15 protein-coding genes and 1 tRNA gene are annotated in these 16,569 nt (G+C 58.1%); 9 read left to right on the top strand and 7 right to left on the bottom strand.

Annotation, left to right across the window (positions count from 1 at the left end; all coding sequences use genetic code 11):
* Positions 1–11: 11 nt before the first annotated feature.
* A tRNA-Gly gene (locus FKM52_RS15870) sits at positions 12–87 on the bottom strand.
* 151 nt (positions 88–238) lie between these two features.
* Positions 239–784, bottom strand: a complete 546-nt coding sequence (orn, locus tag FKM52_RS15865; protein WP_141177137.1) for an oligoribonuclease — start codon at positions 782–784, stop codon at positions 239–241.
* A gap of 141 nt (positions 785–925) precedes the next feature.
* On the opposite strand from orn, the gene rsgA reads away from it, so the two are divergent.
* The 3 genes from rsgA to mscM all read left to right on the top strand — a co-directional run bounded on the left by rsgA (position 926) and on the right by mscM (position 6,319).
* Positions 926–1,981: a small ribosomal subunit biogenesis GTPase RsgA gene (rsgA, locus tag FKM52_RS15860; protein ID WP_141177136.1), complete on the top strand. Its 1,056-nt coding sequence runs from the start codon at positions 926–928 to the stop codon at positions 1,979–1,981.
* A 102-nt stretch (positions 1,982–2,083) separates the two neighbouring features.
* The gene (gene asd / locus FKM52_RS15855; protein ID WP_141177135.1) at positions 2,084–2,983 is read left to right on the top strand and encodes an archaetidylserine decarboxylase; all 900 of its coding nucleotides are present in this window, start codon (positions 2,084–2,086) and stop codon (positions 2,981–2,983) included.
* 9 nt (positions 2,984–2,992) lie between these two features.
* On the top strand, positions 2,993–6,319 hold the full coding sequence (gene mscM, locus FKM52_RS15850) for a miniconductance mechanosensitive channel MscM (RefSeq protein WP_141177134.1): 3,327 nt from the start codon (positions 2,993–2,995) through the stop codon (positions 6,317–6,319).
* Between the two features lie 47 nt (positions 6,320–6,366).
* Here mscM and epmA read toward each other — a convergent pair whose 3' ends face one another.
* A complete protein-coding gene (gene epmA / locus FKM52_RS15845; protein WP_141177133.1) occupies positions 6,367–7,344 on the bottom strand; it encodes an elongation factor P--(R)-beta-lysine ligase in 978 nt (325 codons plus the stop codon).
* Between the two features lie 209 nt (positions 7,345–7,553).
* On the opposite strand from epmA, the gene frdA reads away from it, so the two are divergent.
* Genes frdA through frdD form a run of 4 tightly spaced genes read left to right on the top strand, consistent with a single transcriptional unit; the run spans position 7,554 to position 10,841 of the window.
* Complete coding sequence (frdA, locus tag FKM52_RS15840) at positions 7,554–9,344, top strand: fumarate reductase (quinol) flavoprotein subunit (RefSeq protein ID WP_141177132.1); 1,791 nt, start codon at positions 7,554–7,556, stop codon at positions 9,342–9,344.
* Positions 9,337–10,071, top strand: a complete 735-nt coding sequence (locus FKM52_RS15835; RefSeq protein WP_141177131.1) for a succinate dehydrogenase/fumarate reductase iron-sulfur subunit — start codon at positions 9,337–9,339, stop codon at positions 10,069–10,071. Before frdA ends, FKM52_RS15835 begins: the two co-directional genes overlap by 8 nt.
* Before the next feature lie 10 nt (positions 10,072–10,081).
* Entirely contained in the window at positions 10,082–10,477 is a 396-nt protein-coding gene (gene frdC / locus FKM52_RS15830) for a fumarate reductase subunit FrdC (protein ID WP_141177130.1), read from the top strand.
* 10 nt (positions 10,478–10,487) lie between these two features.
* Positions 10,488–10,841, top strand: coding sequence for a fumarate reductase subunit FrdD (gene frdD / locus FKM52_RS15825; protein ID WP_141177129.1), 354 nt, complete (start codon positions 10,488–10,490; stop codon positions 10,839–10,841).
* 1 nt (position 10,842) lies between these two features.
* Here frdD and FKM52_RS15820 read toward each other — a convergent pair whose 3' ends face one another.
* Complete coding sequence (locus FKM52_RS15820; RefSeq protein ID WP_141177128.1) at positions 10,843–12,294, bottom strand: flagellin N-terminal helical domain-containing protein; 1,452 nt, start codon at positions 12,292–12,294, stop codon at positions 10,843–10,845.
* A 198-nt stretch (positions 12,295–12,492) separates the two neighbouring features.
* On the opposite strand from FKM52_RS15820, the gene FKM52_RS15815 reads away from it, so the two are divergent.
* Positions 12,493–13,044, top strand: coding sequence for a lipocalin family protein (locus FKM52_RS15815; protein WP_141177127.1), 552 nt, complete (start codon positions 12,493–12,495; stop codon positions 13,042–13,044).
* Between the two features lie 56 nt (positions 13,045–13,100).
* Here the strand turns inward: FKM52_RS15815 and FKM52_RS15810 are convergent, their stop codons facing one another.
* From FKM52_RS15810 to efp, 3 genes are all read right to left on the bottom strand, one after another.
* On the bottom strand, positions 13,101–13,235 hold the full coding sequence (locus FKM52_RS15810) for an entericidin A/B family lipoprotein (RefSeq protein WP_038623848.1): 135 nt from the start codon (positions 13,233–13,235) through the stop codon (positions 13,101–13,103).
* Positions 13,236–13,348: 113 nt separating this feature from the next.
* Positions 13,349–13,483 carry an EncA/B family entericidin gene (locus FKM52_RS15805; RefSeq protein WP_141177126.1) on the bottom strand — a complete coding sequence of 45 codons (135 nt, stop codon included), beginning with the start codon at positions 13,481–13,483 and terminating at the stop codon, positions 13,349–13,351.
* A 50-nt stretch (positions 13,484–13,533) separates the two neighbouring features.
* A complete protein-coding gene (gene efp, locus FKM52_RS15800) occupies positions 13,534–14,100 on the bottom strand; it encodes an elongation factor P (protein ID WP_141177125.1) in 567 nt (188 codons plus the stop codon).
* A gap of 41 nt (positions 14,101–14,141) precedes the next feature.
* Here efp and epmB point away from each other — a divergent pair, with 41 nt between their 5' ends.
* Positions 14,142–15,170, top strand: a complete 1,029-nt coding sequence (epmB, locus tag FKM52_RS15795) for an EF-P beta-lysylation protein EpmB (RefSeq protein ID WP_141177124.1) — start codon at positions 14,142–14,144, stop codon at positions 15,168–15,170.
* Positions 15,171–16,569 lie beyond the last annotated feature (1,399 nt).

Here is a 16,569-nt window from a genome sequence, read left to right as displayed (position 1 = left end):
TGCATAAATTCTGGAGCGGGAAACGAGACTCGAACTCGCGACCCCGACCTTGGCAAGGTCGTGCTCTACCAACTGAGCTATTCCCGCGCCGTAGCCGATTAAAATTCTTCATCGGTACGGGGAGCGCATTATACGAGAAATCTTTTGCCCTGCAAGCCCTTGAGGGCAAAAATTTGCGCTTTCGGTGCATTTGCTGATTTAAGCGACGATATGTGGTTTTTTTAGCCGCACGCAGGCGCTACAGCTGCAGAAAATGCTCGCGATACCAGGCCAGCTCCGCCACCGATTCACGGATATCCTCCAGCGCCTGGTGAGTTTCCGCCTTCTTAAAGCCGGTAAGAATTTCCGGCTTCCAGCGCCGCGCCAGCTCTTTCAGCGTGCTGACGTCCAGATAACGATAGTGGAAATAACGCTCCAGCTCCGGCATGTATTTAAACAGGAAGCGACGATCCTGACCGATGCTGTTGCCGCAGATCGGGGAAGCATTCGCCGGCACCCACTGTCGTAAAAATTCCAGCGTTGCCAGTTCGGCGGCCCGCTCGTCGTAGCGGCTGACCTTCACGCGCTCCACCAGCCCGCTGCCGGTATGGGTACGCACGTTCCACTCATCCATCAGCGCCAGCTGCCCGGCAGGCTGATGTACCGCCAGCACCGGCCCTTCGGCCAGAATATTTAAGCTGGCGTCGGTTACCAGCGTCGCAATTTCAATAATGCGATCGCGCTCCGGATCTAACCCGGTCATTTCCAGATCGATCCAGATAAGATTGTTTTCATTTGCGCTCATAATCTATTCCGCAGTTAACCGTATCGTCTTCAGGAACGACAGCATAAAGCGCTGTCGCGTCGCTCGCCGTAATTCGGCCCAGGGTGTATCATAGACGTTTTGCCTGACCAGGCGAAACCGTCCTGAAGCATGTGAGGAAGAGTGAGTAAAAATAAACTGTCTAAAGGCCAGCAGCGACGCGTCAACGCGAACCATGAACGCCGTCTCAAACAGCGTGCGGAAAAGCCTGAACCGGATGACAGCCTGTTTGGCGAAGCGCAGGATGGCATCGTGATCAGCCGCTTCGGCATGCATGCGGACGTGGAAGATAGCGCGGGTCAGGTACATCGCTGCAATATTCGCCGTACCATCCGCTCGCTGGTTACCGGCGATCGCGTACTCTGGCGTCCCGGCGTTGAGGGCGGCGCAACGGTGAAAGGCATCGTCGAGGCGGTGCACGAGCGCCATTCGGTGCTGACGCGTCCCGACTTTTACGACGGCGTGAAGCCGGTGGCGGCGAATATCGATCAAATCATTATCGTTTCCGCTATCGTGCCGGAGCTGTCGCTGAATATTATCGATCGCTATCTGGTGGCGAGCGAAACCCTGGGTATCGAGCCGCTGCTGGTACTGAACAAAACCGACCTGCTGGACAAAGAAGGCCGCGCCTTCGTTGATGAGCAAATGGCAATCTATCGCCATATCGGCTATCGCGTGCTGATGGTTTCCAGCTACGAAAAAGCGGGACTGGCGGAGCTGGAAGCGGCGCTGACCGGACGCATCAGCATTTTCGCCGGGCAGTCGGGCGTGGGTAAATCGAGCCTGCTCAACGCGCTGCTTGGTCTTGATCTTAGCGATAACACCATCTTAACTAATGATGTTTCCGACGTCTCCGGGCTGGGCCAGCACACCACCACCGCCGCGCGGCTGTACCATTTCCCGCACGGCGGCGACGTGATCGATTCCCCCGGCGTGCGCGAATTTGGCCTCTGGCATCTGGAACCGGAACAAATCACCCAGGGATTTGTCGAATTCCGTGAGTTTTTAGGCGGCTGCAAATTCCGTGACTGCAAGCACGATAACGATCCCGGCTGTGCAATTCGCGAGGCGGTAGAGAACGGGCAGATAGATGAAACGCGCTTCGAAAACTACCACCGTATACTGGAAAGCATGGCGCAGGTAAAAACGCGTAAAAACTTCGGCAACGGCGAAGATTAATGCCGTCCGGCGGCATTATCAGCGCGTTAGCCTAAACCGGCTGGCGCTGCTACAATTCGCCTCCTTTTCTTTAACGTCGCGTGATTAAGCCTGGAGGCTAACGTGTTGGATGCAATTAAACTCGGCCTGAACGATCTGTTGCCTAAAAAGTGGCTCACCGAGCTGGCGGGCTGGGCTGCCAGCAAGCGCGCCGGATGGCTCACCAAAGCGGTAATCGATATTTTTGTCTGGTTCTACCGCGTTGATATGTCTGAGGCAAAGAAGCCGGACACCGCCAGCTACCGCACCTTTAATGATTTCTTCGTACGCCCGCTGCGCGACGAAGCGCGGCCGATTGATGCCGACCCTAACCTGCTGGTGCTGCCGGCGGACGGCACCATCAGCCAGCTCGGCCATATTGACGGCGACACCATTTTTCAGGCCAAAGGCCACTCCTATTCGCTGGAAGCGCTGCTGGCGGGCGATCGTCAGATGGCGGCGCAGTTCCGCGACGGCGAATTCGCCACCACCTATCTGGCGCCGCGCGATTATCATCGCGTGCATATGCCGTGCAACGGTATTCTGCGTGAAATGATCTACGTGCCAGGCGAACTCTATTCGGTTAATCCGCTGACCGCACGCCACGTTCCGAACCTGTTCGCGCGTAACGAGCGCGTAATCTGCTATTTCGATACCGAATTCGGCCCGATGGCGCAGATTCTGGTAGGCGCTACCATTGTCGGCAGCATCGAAACCGCCTGGAGCGGCACGGTAACGCCGCCGCGCGAAGGCGTAATCAAACGCTGGAGCTGGCCGGGCGCCGATGATGAAGGCGCGGTGGTACTGCTGAAGGGCCAGGAGATGGGCCGCTTCAAGCTGGGCTCGACGGTGATTAATCTGTTCGCAGCGGGGCGCATCAAGCTGGCGGAGAGCCTGGAAGCCGAGAGCAAAACGCGCCTCGGCCAGCCAATGGCGATAGCGCTGCAACGCACCGATGCGGAAACCGTTCTTCATCACGATTAAGCTGCCGTCGTGCGCCCAATCCTCTGTTTGATTCTGGTTTTTCTGTTCTCCCTGCCCGCCTTCGCCGCCAGCGCGCCTGACGCGGCGCAGGTGCGGCAGGAGCTGGAACAGGCGAAATCCGTTAAATCTTCTCCTGCGCAGGCCGAGCTGGTGCAAACCCTGGAATCGGCGCTGAGCTTTCTCGACGCCCGCAACGAATCGCTGGAGCGGGCGAAACAGTATCAGCAGGTAATCGATGACTTTCCCCGGCTGGCGCGTGAGCTGCGTCAGCAGATTGCCAGCCTGAACGATAACGCACGCACGCTACGCAGCGGCATGAGCAGCGTCGAGCTGGATCAGGAGATCCTGCAGATCAGCAGCCAGCTGCTGGAAGAGGGGCGCCAGGCGCAGCAGGAGCAGGATCGCGCCAGAGAGATCAGCGATTCCCTGAGCCAGCTGCCGCAGCAGCAAACCGAAGCGCGCCGGGCGCTCAGCGAAAGCGAGCGCAGCCTGCAGGGGGCGACGGTCGCCTCCGGCGCCCTGGCCCAGGCGCAGATTTATATGCGCCAGGCGGAAGCCGCTTCGCTGAAAGCGCGGGTTGATGAGCTGGAGCTGGCGCAGCTCTCCGCCAACAACCGTCAGGAGCTGGCGCGGATGCGCGCCGCCGTACACCAGAAAAAGTCGGAGCAGCTGGATGATTATCTGCAGGCGCTGCGCAATCAGCTGAACGGCCTGCGCCAGCGCGAGGCGGAGCTGGCGCTGGAGCGTACCGAGCAGCTGGCGGAAAACAGCGGCGATCTGCCCGCCTCTATTAGCGAGCAGTTCCACGTTAACCGTGAACTCTCCTCGGAGCTCAATCAGCAGGCGCAACGGCTGGATCTTATCGCCTCGCAGCAGCGCCAGGCGACCAATCAAACCATTCAGGTACGTCAGGCGCTCAGCACTATTCGCGAACAGTCGCAGTGGCTCGGCGCCTCTAATCTGCTGGGCGAAGCGCTGCGCGCGCAGGTTGCGCGCCTGCCGGAAATGCCGAAATCGCAGCAGCTGGACAGCGAAATGGGCCAGCTGCGCGTGCAGCGCCTGAAGTATGAGGATCGGCTCGCGCAACAGCAGCAGCTGCGTCAGCTACGCCAGGAAAACGGCGAGCCGCTGACCAGCGAACAGCGCCGCATTCTTGAGGCGCAGATCAAAACGCAGCGCGAGCTGCTGGGCTCGCTGATCTCCGGCTGCGATACGCTAATTCTGGAAGTCACCAAGCTGAAAGTCGCCAACAGCCAGCTGGAAGACGCGCTGGATGAAATCAAAGAAGCGACGCATCGCTATCTGTTCTGGACGGCGGACGTTAATCCGTTAAGCCTGAGCTATCCGCTGGAGGTGGCGCGCGATCTGACGCAGCTGCTGTCGCTGGATACGCTGGGCCAGCTGGGCGGCGCCCTGATGATGATGGTTACCAGCCGCGAAACGGTGCTGCCGATTCTCGGCGCGCTGCTGCTGGTTGGCTTCAGCATTAGCTCGCGCCGCCACTACAGCGCCTTTCTGGCGCGCGCCGCCGGACGCGTGGGCAAAGTGACCCAGGATCACTTTACCCTGACGCTGCGCACCGTCTTCTGGTCGATCCTGGTCGCCCTGCCCCTGCCGGTGCTGTGGGCCGCGTTTGGCTTTGGCCTGCAGCACGCCTGGCCTTATCCGGTAGCCGTGGCGATCGGCGACGGCGTGACCGCCACGCTGCCGCTGCTGTGGGCGTTTATGATCAGCGCCGCCTTCGCCCGGCCAAACGGGCTGTTTGTGGTGCACTTCCGCTGGCCGCAGCGCCGGGTCGCGCGCGCCATGCGCTACTATTCGCTCTCCATCGGCTTTATCGTGCCGCTGATTATGCTGCTGATCGCCTTCGCTAATCTGGAAGATCGGCAATTTTCCGCCACGCTGGGGCGCCTCTGTTTTATTTTGATTTGCGGCGCGCTCAGCCTGGTGACCGTCAGCCTGAAACGCGCGGGCATTCCGCTGTGGCTGGACAGCGAAGGCAGCGGCGACAACTTCATCAACCGCATTCTGTGGAACCTGATGATCTGTATTCCGCTGACGGCGGCGCTGGCCTCCTGCACCGGCTACCTGGCGACTGCGCAGGCGCTGCTGGCGCGTCTGGAAACGTCGGTCGGCATCTGGTTCCTGCTGCTGGTGATTTACCATATTATCCGCCGCTGGATGCTGATTCAGCGGCGCCGTATCGCCTTCGATCGCGCGCGCCAGCGCCGCGCCGATATGCTGGCGCACCGCGCGCGCGGCGAAGAAGAGACCACGGCGCAGGCCAGCGATGCCGTGGAAATGGAGGAGCCGGTTATCGATCTGGATGCGATCAGCTCGCAGTCGCTGCGGCTGGTGCGCTCGATCCTGACGCTGATCGCCCTGCTGTCGATGATCGTGCTGTGGTCGGAGATTCACTCCGCCTTCGCCTTCCTGGAGAATATCCGCCTGTGGGACGCCAGCAGTACGGTGCAGGGCGTCGAAAGCCTGCATCCGATCACTCTCGGATCGGTACTGATCGCCATTCTGATTTTTATCATCACCACGCAGCTGGTGCGCAATATGCCCGCTCTGCTGGAGCTGGCGCTGCTGCAGCACCTTAACCTGACGCCCGGCACCGGCTACGCCATTACCACGCTGACCAAATACCTGCTGCTGCTGATCGGCGGCCTGCTCGGTTTTTCCATGATCGGCATTGAGTGGTCAAAACTGCAGTGGCTGGTGGCGGCGCTCGGCGTGGGGCTGGGGTTCGGCCTGCAGGAGATCTTCGCCAACTTTATCTCCGGCCTGATCATTCTGTTTGAAAAGCCGATCCGCATCGGCGATACGGTAACCATCCGCGATCTTACCGGCAGCATTACGCGCATCAACACCCGCGCCACTACCATCACCGACTGGGATCGCAAAGAGATTATCGTGCCGAACAAGGCGTTTATTACCGAACAGTTTATTAACTGGTCGCTCTCCGATTCGGTAACGCGCGTGGTGCTGACCATACCCGCGCCGGCGAGCGCCGACAGTGAAGAGATCACTACTATTTTGCGCCGCGCCAGCGAGCGCTGCAGCTATGTGCTCGATACGCCGCAGCCGGAAGTGTTTCTGGTGGATCTGCAGCAGGGGATCCAGCTGTTTGAGCTACGTATTCACGCCGCCGAAATGGGCCACCGCATGCCGCTGCGCCATGAGCTGCATCAGCTAATCCTGCAGGGATTCCGCGAGCATAATATTGAGATGCCGTTCCCGCCGTTCCAGGTACGCATGGAGACGGCGGCGAAACGCAGCGCCGCCAGCAACGGCGTTCCGGCGGCGCGTACTTTTAAATCGGGCGGGCTGTAACGTCTGGCAGGGGCTGAGGGGAGCAGCGTTTGCCCTTCCCGCGGTATTTAGCAGCGATCCACCGGGAACGCGATCACTTCGCTGAGCGATTCCGCCTTCAATGCCAGCATAATCAGCCGATCGACGCCCAGCGCCACGCCGGAACAGGCCGGCATGCCGTGCTCCAGCGCGGCGAGCAGATTATTATCGATCGGCTGCTGCGGCAGGCCGCGCGCCGCACGGCGACGGTTATCCTGCTCAAAACGCTGGCGCTGCTCGCGCGCATCGGTCAGCTCACGGAAGCCGTTCGCCAGTTCAATACCTTTAAAGTAAACCTCAAAGCGCTCCGCCACGCGGTGATCTTCAGTGCTGATCTCCGCCAGCGCCGCCTGCGTCGCCGGGAAATGGTAGATAAAGGCCGGTTTTTCCTGGCCGATTTTCGGCTCCACGCCGAGCATAAACAGCAACTGCAGCAGCGTATCGCGATCCTCTTCAGCATTCGCCAGCTCGCCTTCGCCAAGCTTTTCCGCCGCTTCGCGCAGCTGCGCCTTATCGGCAGAGAGCGGATCAATATCCAGATGACGGATAAACGCCTGCTGATAGGAGAGCGACTCCGCCGGCTGGCACTCCAGCACCTGCTGCAGCAGATCGTCCACCTCATTCATCAGGCGATACATATCGTAGTGCGGGCGATACCACTCCAGCATGGTGAATTCGGGATTATGGTGACGTCCCGCCTCTTCATTACGAAAACTGCGTCCCATCTGATAAATCGGTCCGCTGCCCGCCGCCAGCAGGCGTTTCATATGATATTCCGGGCTGGTCATCAGCCAGAGATCTAAACCCTGCGCAGCGCCGGGGCCGACAAAATGCGTCTGGAAGGTGACCAGATGGATATCGGTTACCGTTGCCTGACTCATGGCCGGGGTTTCCACCTCCAGTACGCCGCGGTCAGCGAAAAAACGGCGAATTTCCGCCAGTATTTTCCCGCGTTTCAACAGGTTAGAGATGGGTGCGCTCGGCTGCCAGCTTGCCGTTTCGCTCATGGGGTTTACTCCTCAGTCAAACAAGGGGATGCAGTCTACTCGTATCGCCGTTGCCAGACAAACCTCCGCCGATAAAACCAGCACGTTTTTATTACTTTTTCTGACGCTTTTTCCAGCGGGAATACCTGAGCACATCAAATTTGCCCTGGGTAAGCTGGCATATACTCGCTAACTCTAAAGTATTACCCGACATTCGCAGGGAGGTATCAGTGCAAAGCGTAAAGGCCGATCTCATTATTGTCGGCGCTGGCGGAGCCGGTTTGCGGGCGGCGATTGCCGCTGCTGAAGCGCAACCTCAGTTATCCATCGCCCTTGTATCAAAAGTCTATCCGATGCGCAGCCATAGCGTGGCCGCCGAAGGGGGCGCCGCCGCCGTAACCCAACGCCATGACAGTTTCGACGCCCATTTTCAGGATACCGTGGCAGGCGGTGACTGGCTGTGCGAGCAGGATGTGGTGGATTACTTTGTGCGCCACTGCCCACAGGAGCTAATCCAGCTGGAACAGTGGGGCTGTCCGTGGAGCCGCAAGGCGGACGGCAGCATCAACGTGCGCCGCTTTGGCGGTATGAAAATAGAACGCACCTGGTTCGCCGCCGATAAAACCGGCTTCCATATGCTGCATACGCTGTTTCAAACCTCGCTGAAATATCCGCAAATCCGCCGCTTTGACGAGCACTTCGTGCTGGATCTGCTGGTAGATGATGGGCGGGTCGGCGGGCTGGTGGCGCTGAATATGATGGAAGGGACGCTGGTCACGCTGCGTGCCGGAGCGGTAGTGCTGGCCACCGGCGGCGCCGGACGCGTCTATCGCTATAACACCAACGGCAGCATCGTTACCGGCGACGGCATGGGCATGGCGCTGCGCCACGGCGTGCCGCTGCGCGATATGGAGTTTGTACAGTATCACCCTACCGGCCTGCCCGGCTCCGGCATCCTGATGACGGAGGGCTGCCGCGGCGAAGGCGGCATCCTGGTCAATAAAGATGGCTATCGCTATCTGCAGGATTACGGCATGGGCCCGGAAACGCCGCCGGGCGAGCCGAAAAATAAATATATGGAGCTTGGCCCGCGCGACAAAGTGTCGCAGGCGTTCTGGCATGAACTGCGCGCCGGACGCACTATCTCAACTCCGCGCGGCGAAGTGGTGCATCTCGATCTGCGCCACCTCGGCGCGAAAAAACTGCACGAACGCCTGCCGTTTATCTGCGAGCTGAGCAAAGCCTATGTCGGGGTCGATCCGGTCACCGCGCCGATTCCGGTCCGGCCCACGGCGCACTACACCATGGGCGGCATTGAAACCGACGCGCGCGGCGAAACGCGCATTCAGGGCCTGTTCGCCGCCGGCGAATGCGCCTCCATCGGCCTGCACGGCGCTAACCGGCTTGGCTCAAATTCGCTGGCGGAGCTGGTAGTCTTTGGCCGGCTGGCGGGCGAACAGGCGGCGGAGCGGGCGCTGGAATATCAGGGCGATAACGACAGCGCCCTGCAGGCGCAGGCGCAGGATGTGGAACGGCGCCTGATCGCGCGGGTTAATCAACCGGGCAAAGAGCGCTGGTCAACGCTGCGTGATGAAATGGGGCGCAGCATGGAAGAGGGCTGCGGCATCTACCGCACTACCGAATTAATGCAGCAGACTATCGATAAGCTGGCGGAGCTGAAGCAGCGCTTCCGTCAGCTGCACATCAGCGACAGCAGCAGCGTATTCAATACCGAGCTGCTCTATAGCCTGGAGCTGGAGCATAGCCTGGACGTGGCCGAGTGTATGGCTCACGCGGCAATCCATCGTAAAGAGTCGCGCGGCGCCCACCAGCGGCTGGATGAGGGCTGTCAGCAGCGCGATGATGAAAACTATCTGCATCACACGCTCACCTTCTACAACGCCGACGGCGCGCCGCGCATTGCAACCTCGCCGGTGAAAATCACCCAGCTGCCGCCGGCGCAACGGCTTTACGGCGCAGAGGCGGACGCCGCGCATGCTCAGGAGGCGAAACATGGATAAGCAGCCAACCTTAACCCTGACGCTTCAGCGCTATAACCCGGAGCTGGACGACGCGCCGCATGACGAGCGCTATCCGGTGCCCTGGGATGAACAGACCTCGCTGCTGGACGCGCTGGGCTATATCAAGGATAACCTCGCCTTCGATCTCGCCTGGCGCTGGTCATGCCGTATGGCGATTTGCGGCTCCTGCGGCATGATGGTTAACGGCGTGCCTAAGCTCGCCTGTAAAACCTTTCTGCGCGACTATCCCAACGGGCTGCGGGTCGCGCCGCTGGCTAACTTTCCGGTAGAGCGCGATCTGGTAGTGGATATGAGCCGCTTTATTGAGGGGCTGGAGGCGATCAAACCTTATATCATCGGCAATCCGCGCATCCCGGCGCAGGGCGCGAACCCGCAAACGCCGACGCAGATGGCGCGCTATCACCAGTTCTCCAGCTGTATCAACTGCGGCCTGTGCTACGCCGCCTGTCCGCAGTTCGCCCTGAATCCGGAGTTTATCGGCCCTGCCGCTATCGCGCTGGCGCAGCGCTATAACCTCGACAGCCGCGATCGCGGCAAATCGCAGCGGATGGCGTTGCTGAACGGCGATAACGGCGTCTGGTCCTGTACCTTTGTTGGCTACTGCTCTGAAGTCTGCCCTAAGCATGTCGATCCGGCCGCAGCGATCCAGCAGGGTAAAGTCGCCAGCGCGCAGGATTACCTTATCGCCCGGCTGAAGCCGCACTAAGGAGCTTTTAATGATAAGTAAACGTAAACCCTGGAGCGCGCCGGTCACTGCAGGCTGGTGGCGGCAGCTGCCCTTTTATCGCTTCTATATGCTGCGCGAAGGCACGGCAATCCCGGCGCTGTGGTTCAGCCTGGAGCTGATTTTCGCGCTCTATGCGTTAAAACATGGCGCGGAGCAGTGGGCATCCTTTGTCGCCTTTCTGCAAAATCCGCTGGTGCTGGTTCTCAATTTGATCGCGCTGGCGGCGGCGCTGCTGCACAGCAAAACCTGGTTTGAGCTGGCGCCCAAGGCGGCCATCGTCATGGTGAAAGGTGAAAAGCTGCAGCCGCGACCGGTCATCATTGCGCTGTGGATCGTGACGCTGCTGGTGTCCATCGCCGTGCTCTGGCTGGCGTTAAACGCGTAAGGAGGAAAAGATGCAACAACCACAACGATCGGATGAGCCGATTTTTTGGGGGCTGTTCGGCGCAGGCGGCATGTGGGCGGCGATCGTCTCGCCGGTAGCGGTGCTGCTGGTGGGCCTGCTGCTGCCGCTGGGATGGTGGCCGGAAGGCGCGTTAAGCTATGACCGTATCATCAGCTTCGCCACTACCTTCACGGGCCGCGGTCTGATTTTCCTGACCATTGTGATGCCGCTGTGGTGCGCGCTGCATCGCCTGCATCACGGCGCGCACGACTTAATGATTACCCTTCCCGCCAGCAAATGGCTGTTCTACGGCGCGGCCGCCATCCTGACGGTGATTGCCGTGGTTGGCGTGCTGACGCTGTAAGTTAGCCTTTCAGCAAAGAAAGCATCATCTGCGGCTGCTGGTTCGCCTGTACCAGCACCGCATTGCTGGCCTGCTGAATAATCTGCGCCCTGGTCATTTCCGAGGCTTCCTGCGCATAATCCGCATCCATAATTCGGCTGCGCGCCGCCGTAGCAGCCAGCGTCTGCTGCGTCAGCGAAGCTTTAGCTGACGTCAGGCTGTTGATGGTTGCGCCATAGTCGCCGCGATAGCCGCTGACGGTTTGCAGCGCCATATCCAGCGCGCCCAGCGCCTTTTCCGCCTCATCTTTAGGATTGAGACGGGTAGTCGCCAGCCCCAGCGAGGCGCTGTCGGCAGGCGTCGGCGCGATAGTGGTAGTCTGTAACGCGTCGCCAAAGTTAGCGCTGGTGACAATTTGCGTTGCGCTGCTCACCTTTTCCGGTTTGGCCGGAGAGTAAGTAGGCGTCGGCATATTATCCCAGGTCATACGCGCCGAAAAAGAGCCGTTTCCCACCACCATAATCACCAGATCTTCAGTAACGTTATTGATCTGCACGCGCTCCTGGGTATGGGTGCTGGCCACCTGGCCGTTATTAAACCCGCCGCTGCTGGCATCCTCATAGCGGTCGCCGTCTCCGCTGTAGGCGATGGTCATGCCGTGATAGTTTTGCGTGGCGCTGCCGTTGAGATCCCAGGCGCCGCCGCCCTGCTTCAGCAGCGCGTCATCATAGCTGGCGCCCGGCAGAAAACCGTTCGCTTCAGTAATAATGCTGCCGTTGGCCTGCGCCGTACTGGTAACGCCCTTGCTGACCCAGGTGTAATCAGGATCGCTGCCGTTCAGCGGCGTACCCACCAGATGCTTGCCGTCACGCGTAAAAATCTGGATATCATCATCGAAACCGAAGGAATCGATATTCATCATTACGTTGGTCGCGCCCGCCGGAATATAGGCCAGCGACACGATGCCTGAGTTAAAGCCGTAGCTGGCGCCCGGCGTGGGAAATTTGCTGGTTGCCGGCGGAACGTCGCCCAGCTTTAACGGCAGATCGGCTATCGCCGGCGCCAGCGGATATTTACCGAAGATTTCGGTGTTGCTGGCAATCTGATCGATAGTGCCGCTGATTTGTTGAAATTCGTTCTGTAAACTTTGCCGATCGCTGTCCGATAACGCATCGTTCACCGAGCGTATCGCCAGCGATTTAGCGCGGATCAGCAGCTGAGAGATAGTATCCAGGCCGCCGTCGGCGGTTTCCGACAGGCTGACGCCATCATCAAGACCGCGCGCAATGACGCTGTCGGCCCCGATATTGGCGGTCATGCGGTTCGATATCGCCTGTCCGGCGGCGTCATCTTTCGCGCTGTTAATGCGCAAACCGGAAGAAAGGCGCGTAAGCGTCTGGCTAAGGGAAGAAGCATCCTTCGCCTGATTTTTCAGCACGTTGGCTGATAACAGATTACTGTTTATGCTCGCCATGATAAGAAATTCTTCACTGACTGTTATCTGAGTAGCTGGATTATCGGCGCAGCGCGCGCTGGCTTTAGTACGTTTACATTCGCCTGAACCCTGGCGCGACAAGGCCTTGCGCATTTTTTCCGCTTTTTAATTCGTCCGCTGCGCAGACTACATTTCACCACCTATACTTAAGCCGTTAGAACTTATCAGGAAAGCACTATGTCTCTATGGAAAAACCTTGTTGCCAGTATCGGCGCCCTGCTCTCGGTCGCCTGTAGTACCGCTCCGCCGAAAAATGTGACGGTTGTCGAAAATTTCGCGGCCGATCGCTATCTTGGCCAGTGGTACGAAATTGCCCGCCTTAATCACCGCTTCGAACGCGGTCTCGATCATGTTACCGCTACCTATAGCAAGCGAGACGACGGTGGTCTGAAGGTGATCAATCGCGGTTACGATGCGCAGAAGCAGCGCTGGAAGGAAAGCATCGGCAAAGCCTACTTTACCGGCTCGCCGCAGCGCGCGGCGCTGAAAGTCTCGTTCTTCGGCCCTTTTTATGGCGGCTATAACGTTATCGCGCTCGATAAGGACTATCGCTATGCGCTGGTTTGCGGGCCAAACTACGATTACCTGTGGATTCTGTCACGCACGCCGCAGCTTGATCCGGCGGTTAAGCGGCAGCTAACGGAGCAGGCGCGTCAGGCGGGCTTCCCGGTTGATAAGCTGATCTGGGTAAAACAGGATGGCGCCGCGGCGCAGCCGGCAGGGAATTAACGTCGGGATGAATAAGGTCGGTACGGAACCAGCGTGCGCGTTCCGTACCGCTTAACTTACTGCGCGCCGCGCTGAATTGCCTGGCCGCCCGCTTCAACATCTTCGCCCACGCCGCGCGTGGTGTTGCAGGCGGAGAGCAGAGTAGAAAGAATCAAGGCTGAAAAAATTGCGACAATACTTTTCTTTGACATAGCCATTTCCTTGTTGGTTACAGTTGAAAGTACAGCAACTAAAGCATAGCCCTAAATTAACAGCTTGCCCGTTGTCGCCGCAGGAAATAACTGATTACAGCAGGAAGGAGAATTTAGTTTGCCGCGCGCGCGATGACGCCGCCGAGGCGCGACACATCCTTACCAAAGCTGCGGAAAGTATTACAGGCGCTGAGTGCGCAGGTCGCCAACAGCGCGACGGCGATAAAGGACAGGATGCGCTTTATCATCGTATGTTCTCAATAAAAAAGCGCACCTGCGGGATGCGCTTGATCATCGCTTATTTCACGCGTGAAACGTATTCGCCAGAGCGGGTATCAACCTTGATCACTTCGCCAATCTGCACGAACAATGGAACCTTAACTACCGCGCCGGTGGTCAGCGTAGCCGGTTTGCCGCCGGTACCTGCCGTATCGCCTTTCAGACCCGGATCGGTATCCACGATTTCCAGCTCAACGAAGTTCGGCGGCGTTACCGCGATCGGGGTATTGTTCCACAGGGTAACAATACATTCAGCCTGATCCAGCAGCCATTTAGCGCTGTCGCCTACCGCTTTCTCGTCAGCAGCCAGCTGTTCGAAAGTTTCATTGTTCATGAAGTGCCAGAACTCACCGTCGTTATAGAGGTAAGTCAGCGTCATATCTACAACGTCTGCGCCTTCAGCGGAGTCGGTAGATTTGAAGGTTTTTTCAATCAGTTTGCCGGTCAGCAGACGGCGCATTTTGACGCGCGCGAACGCCTGGCCCTTGCCCGGTTTTACAAATTCACTGGCTTCGATGGCGTAAGGCTCGCCTTCGAACATGATTTTGAGACCGTTGCGGAAATCGTTGCTAGAATAAGTCGCCATAAAGGCCCTCTACAATTAAATACTGGTACTTAGCCAAAAAAATGGCACACATTGTAACCCTAAATACCCCATCCAGAGAAGATTGGTTGCAACAACTTGCAGACGTCATCACTGAACCCCATGAATTACTGCGTTTTTTAGCACTGGATCGGCATCCGGAGCTGGCGCAGGGCGGCGATGCGCGCAGGCTTTTCGCACTGCGCGTGCCGCGCGCGTTCGCCCAGCGCATGAGAAAAGGCGATCCGCGCGATCCGCTGCTGCTGCAGGTGATCACCGATCGCCAGGAGTTTATCGATGCGCCGGGCTACAGCGCCGATCCGCTGGATGAACAGAGCAGCGTGGTGCCGGGCCTGCTGCATAAATATAGCAATCGGGCGCTGCTGCTGGTGAAAGGCGGCTGCGCGGTCAACTGCCGCTACTGCTTCCGTCGCCATTTCCCCTATCAGGATAATCAGGGCAACAAGCGCAACTGGCAGCGGGCGCTGGATTATATTCGCGCCCACGCCGAGCTGGATGAGATCATCTTCTCCGGCGGCGATCCGCTGATGGCGAAGGATCATGAGCTGGACTGGCTGATCGGCGAGCTGGAAGCGATCCCGCATCTGAAGCGTCTGCGCATCCACAGCCGCCTGCCGGTGGTGATCCCGGCGCGCATCACGGAGGATCTGTGCCAGCGCCTGGCGCGCTCGCGGCTGCAGATATTGCTGGTGACCCATATCAATCACGCGCAGGAGATCGATGGCGCGCTGCGTCACGGCGTCGCCATGCTGAAGCGCGCCGGGGTGACCATGCTGAACCAAAGCGTACTGCTGCGCGGCGTTAATGACGATGCGTCTGCGCTGGCGGCGCTCAGCAACGCGCTGTTTGATGCCGGTATTCTTCCTTACTATCTGCACGTACTGGATAAGGTGCAGGGCGCGGCGCACTTTTATGTCCCTGACGATGAGGCGCGGGCCATTATGCGCCAGCTGCTGACGCTGGTTTCCGGCTATCTGGTGCCGAAGCTGGCGCGGGAGATCGGCGGCGAGCCGAGCAAAACGCCGCTCGATTTACAGCTAAGGCAATCCTGATGCGCGTCCGGCAGGAGGATCGCTTACCGAACGAAGTAAACTTTGCTCTTGCCTGTCAGTAATAGCAGCATCTCTTTTCTGACTTTCTGAAAGGACTGACGTAAATATATTCACGCTGCGGCGCATCCGCCCGCAGCAGGTTAATTCCCTGCGCTCGCTACCTGCGCCATCGCTAAAATAGATGGCGGAAAATTTTCACCAGAAACTAAACGCTGGTTAAATTTACCGGCTTTTTCCAGTTAGCGGGCTGATACTTTTCAGGCAGACAGTTAATTAACGGAACCTGAGTATCGAAATCATGGTTTTCACCTTATGAGGCAGTGAAATATCGCCATATTCGCCGTGAAAATAATGATGGCATTATTCTACAGCCTGTTTTTTCAGCCTTTTAATAAAATCTCCGCCCTGCCGGTAAATAACCCGTAGATTGTTGTCATATCTGGCCAGCTGTTTACGGACTTACGGCGCATCACGTCGCTATTTTGACCTGGACGATAACGGCGGGCGTGTGGTGATATTTAATGCGCAGCTTAGCGCGGATATCGACTAAACCAGCCAATGCCTCAGGAGCGTTATCCCTCGCAGCTAATGCAGATTTGCGGGTAATTTGCGGATTAACATCGAGAAAAACGGGTTTGTTCTGCAAATCAAAATTGCGCCGCAGGCAGCAGCAAAGGATTAAAATTACCGTAGCTGTCGTTTTTGTCCGCAGGCGAAACGGACCGGGCAGGTAAAACCATCGCTGCGCTGATAGTCGGTTTTCACACCGTTATCAGTAAAATGGCCGTATGCCGCAGCAGTTTCGGCTAGCTCTTTATCTATGCCGGCGATACGTCAATATAGTCTCCGGCGGGACGTGTGGCGGTGCGCATATGCTGCAGCCAGCCTGAGGCGAAAGTATGTTGGTAATCAGGCCAGCGTGCGAGAGCGAGCTTACGTCGGCCATGTGAAGGCGTTGATGTTAATAACGCTGACCGCCTCTCGCGATTCGGCGTTACGACGACGCTGCCGCCCCAGATGTCAGGTCGGACGTTCATCTCCCGACGGCAATAAGAATAATATGGGGAAGATCCGCATTACGCTGCGCCTGAACAGGCAACTCAACCGCGCGCGCCGGGAGCTAAGCTCTGCTCAAAAAATTCAAACATGAAATTGCGCAACTCAACCGCGCGCCGGGAGCTAAAACAGCTGGCTTAAAAAACCTCCGTCGCCAAAAGTTAAATTAAGCTTTAGTGACTTAGATTTTGCCTGCTAAACAGTAACAATCCTATAGAAATTTAAAAAAAGTTATCAGGCCGGTTATTTATCTACAGGTACCGGAATAGTTTCTGCGGGTTTTTGTGATTTACCTCCGCTTTTTTGTGGAATATAACCGCGTTACTGCCAGATATTGTAACCG

It is taken from the genome of Mixta tenebrionis (assembly GCF_006517625.1).
GTDB lineage: Bacteria > Pseudomonadota > Gammaproteobacteria > Enterobacterales > Enterobacteriaceae > Mixta > Mixta tenebrionis.
Note: the sequence above shows the minus strand (reverse complement) of the source record. Positions and strands in the feature narration are given on the sequence as shown.

Excerpts from the sequence above, each read along its gene's own strand:
- FKM52_RS15820 (WP_141177128.1), bottom strand. The coding sequence starts at position 12,294 with ATGGCGAGCATAAACAGTAATCTGTTATCAGCCAACGTGCTGAAAAAT.
- FKM52_RS15835 (WP_141177131.1), top strand. The coding sequence starts at position 9,337 with ATGGATAAGCAGCCAACCTTAACCCTGACGCTTCAGCGCTATAACCCG.
- FKM52_RS15810 (WP_038623848.1), bottom strand. The coding sequence starts at position 13,235 with ATGTCAAAGAAAAGTATTGTCGCAATTTTTTCAGCCTTGATTCTTTCT.
- epmB (WP_141177124.1), top strand. The coding sequence starts at position 14,142 with ATGGCACACATTGTAACCCTAAATACCCCATCCAGAGAAGATTGGTTG.
- epmA (WP_141177133.1), bottom strand. The coding sequence starts at position 7,344 with ATGAGCGAAACGGCAAGCTGGCAGCCGAGCGCACCCATCTCTAACCTG.
- FKM52_RS15815 (WP_141177127.1), top strand. The coding sequence starts at position 12,493 with ATGTCTCTATGGAAAAACCTTGTTGCCAGTATCGGCGCCCTGCTCTCG.
- frdD (WP_141177129.1), top strand. The coding sequence starts at position 10,488 with ATGCAACAACCACAACGATCGGATGAGCCGATTTTTTGGGGGCTGTTC.
- frdC (WP_141177130.1), top strand. The coding sequence starts at position 10,082 with ATGATAAGTAAACGTAAACCCTGGAGCGCGCCGGTCACTGCAGGCTGG.
- FKM52_RS15805 (WP_141177126.1), bottom strand. The coding sequence starts at position 13,483 with ATGATAAAGCGCATCCTGTCCTTTATCGCCGTCGCGCTGTTGGCGACC.
- efp (WP_141177125.1), bottom strand. The coding sequence starts at position 14,100 with ATGGCGACTTATTCTAGCAACGATTTCCGCAACGGTCTCAAAATCATG.
- orn (WP_141177137.1), bottom strand. The coding sequence starts at position 784 with ATGAGCGCAAATGAAAACAATCTTATCTGGATCGATCTGGAAATGACC.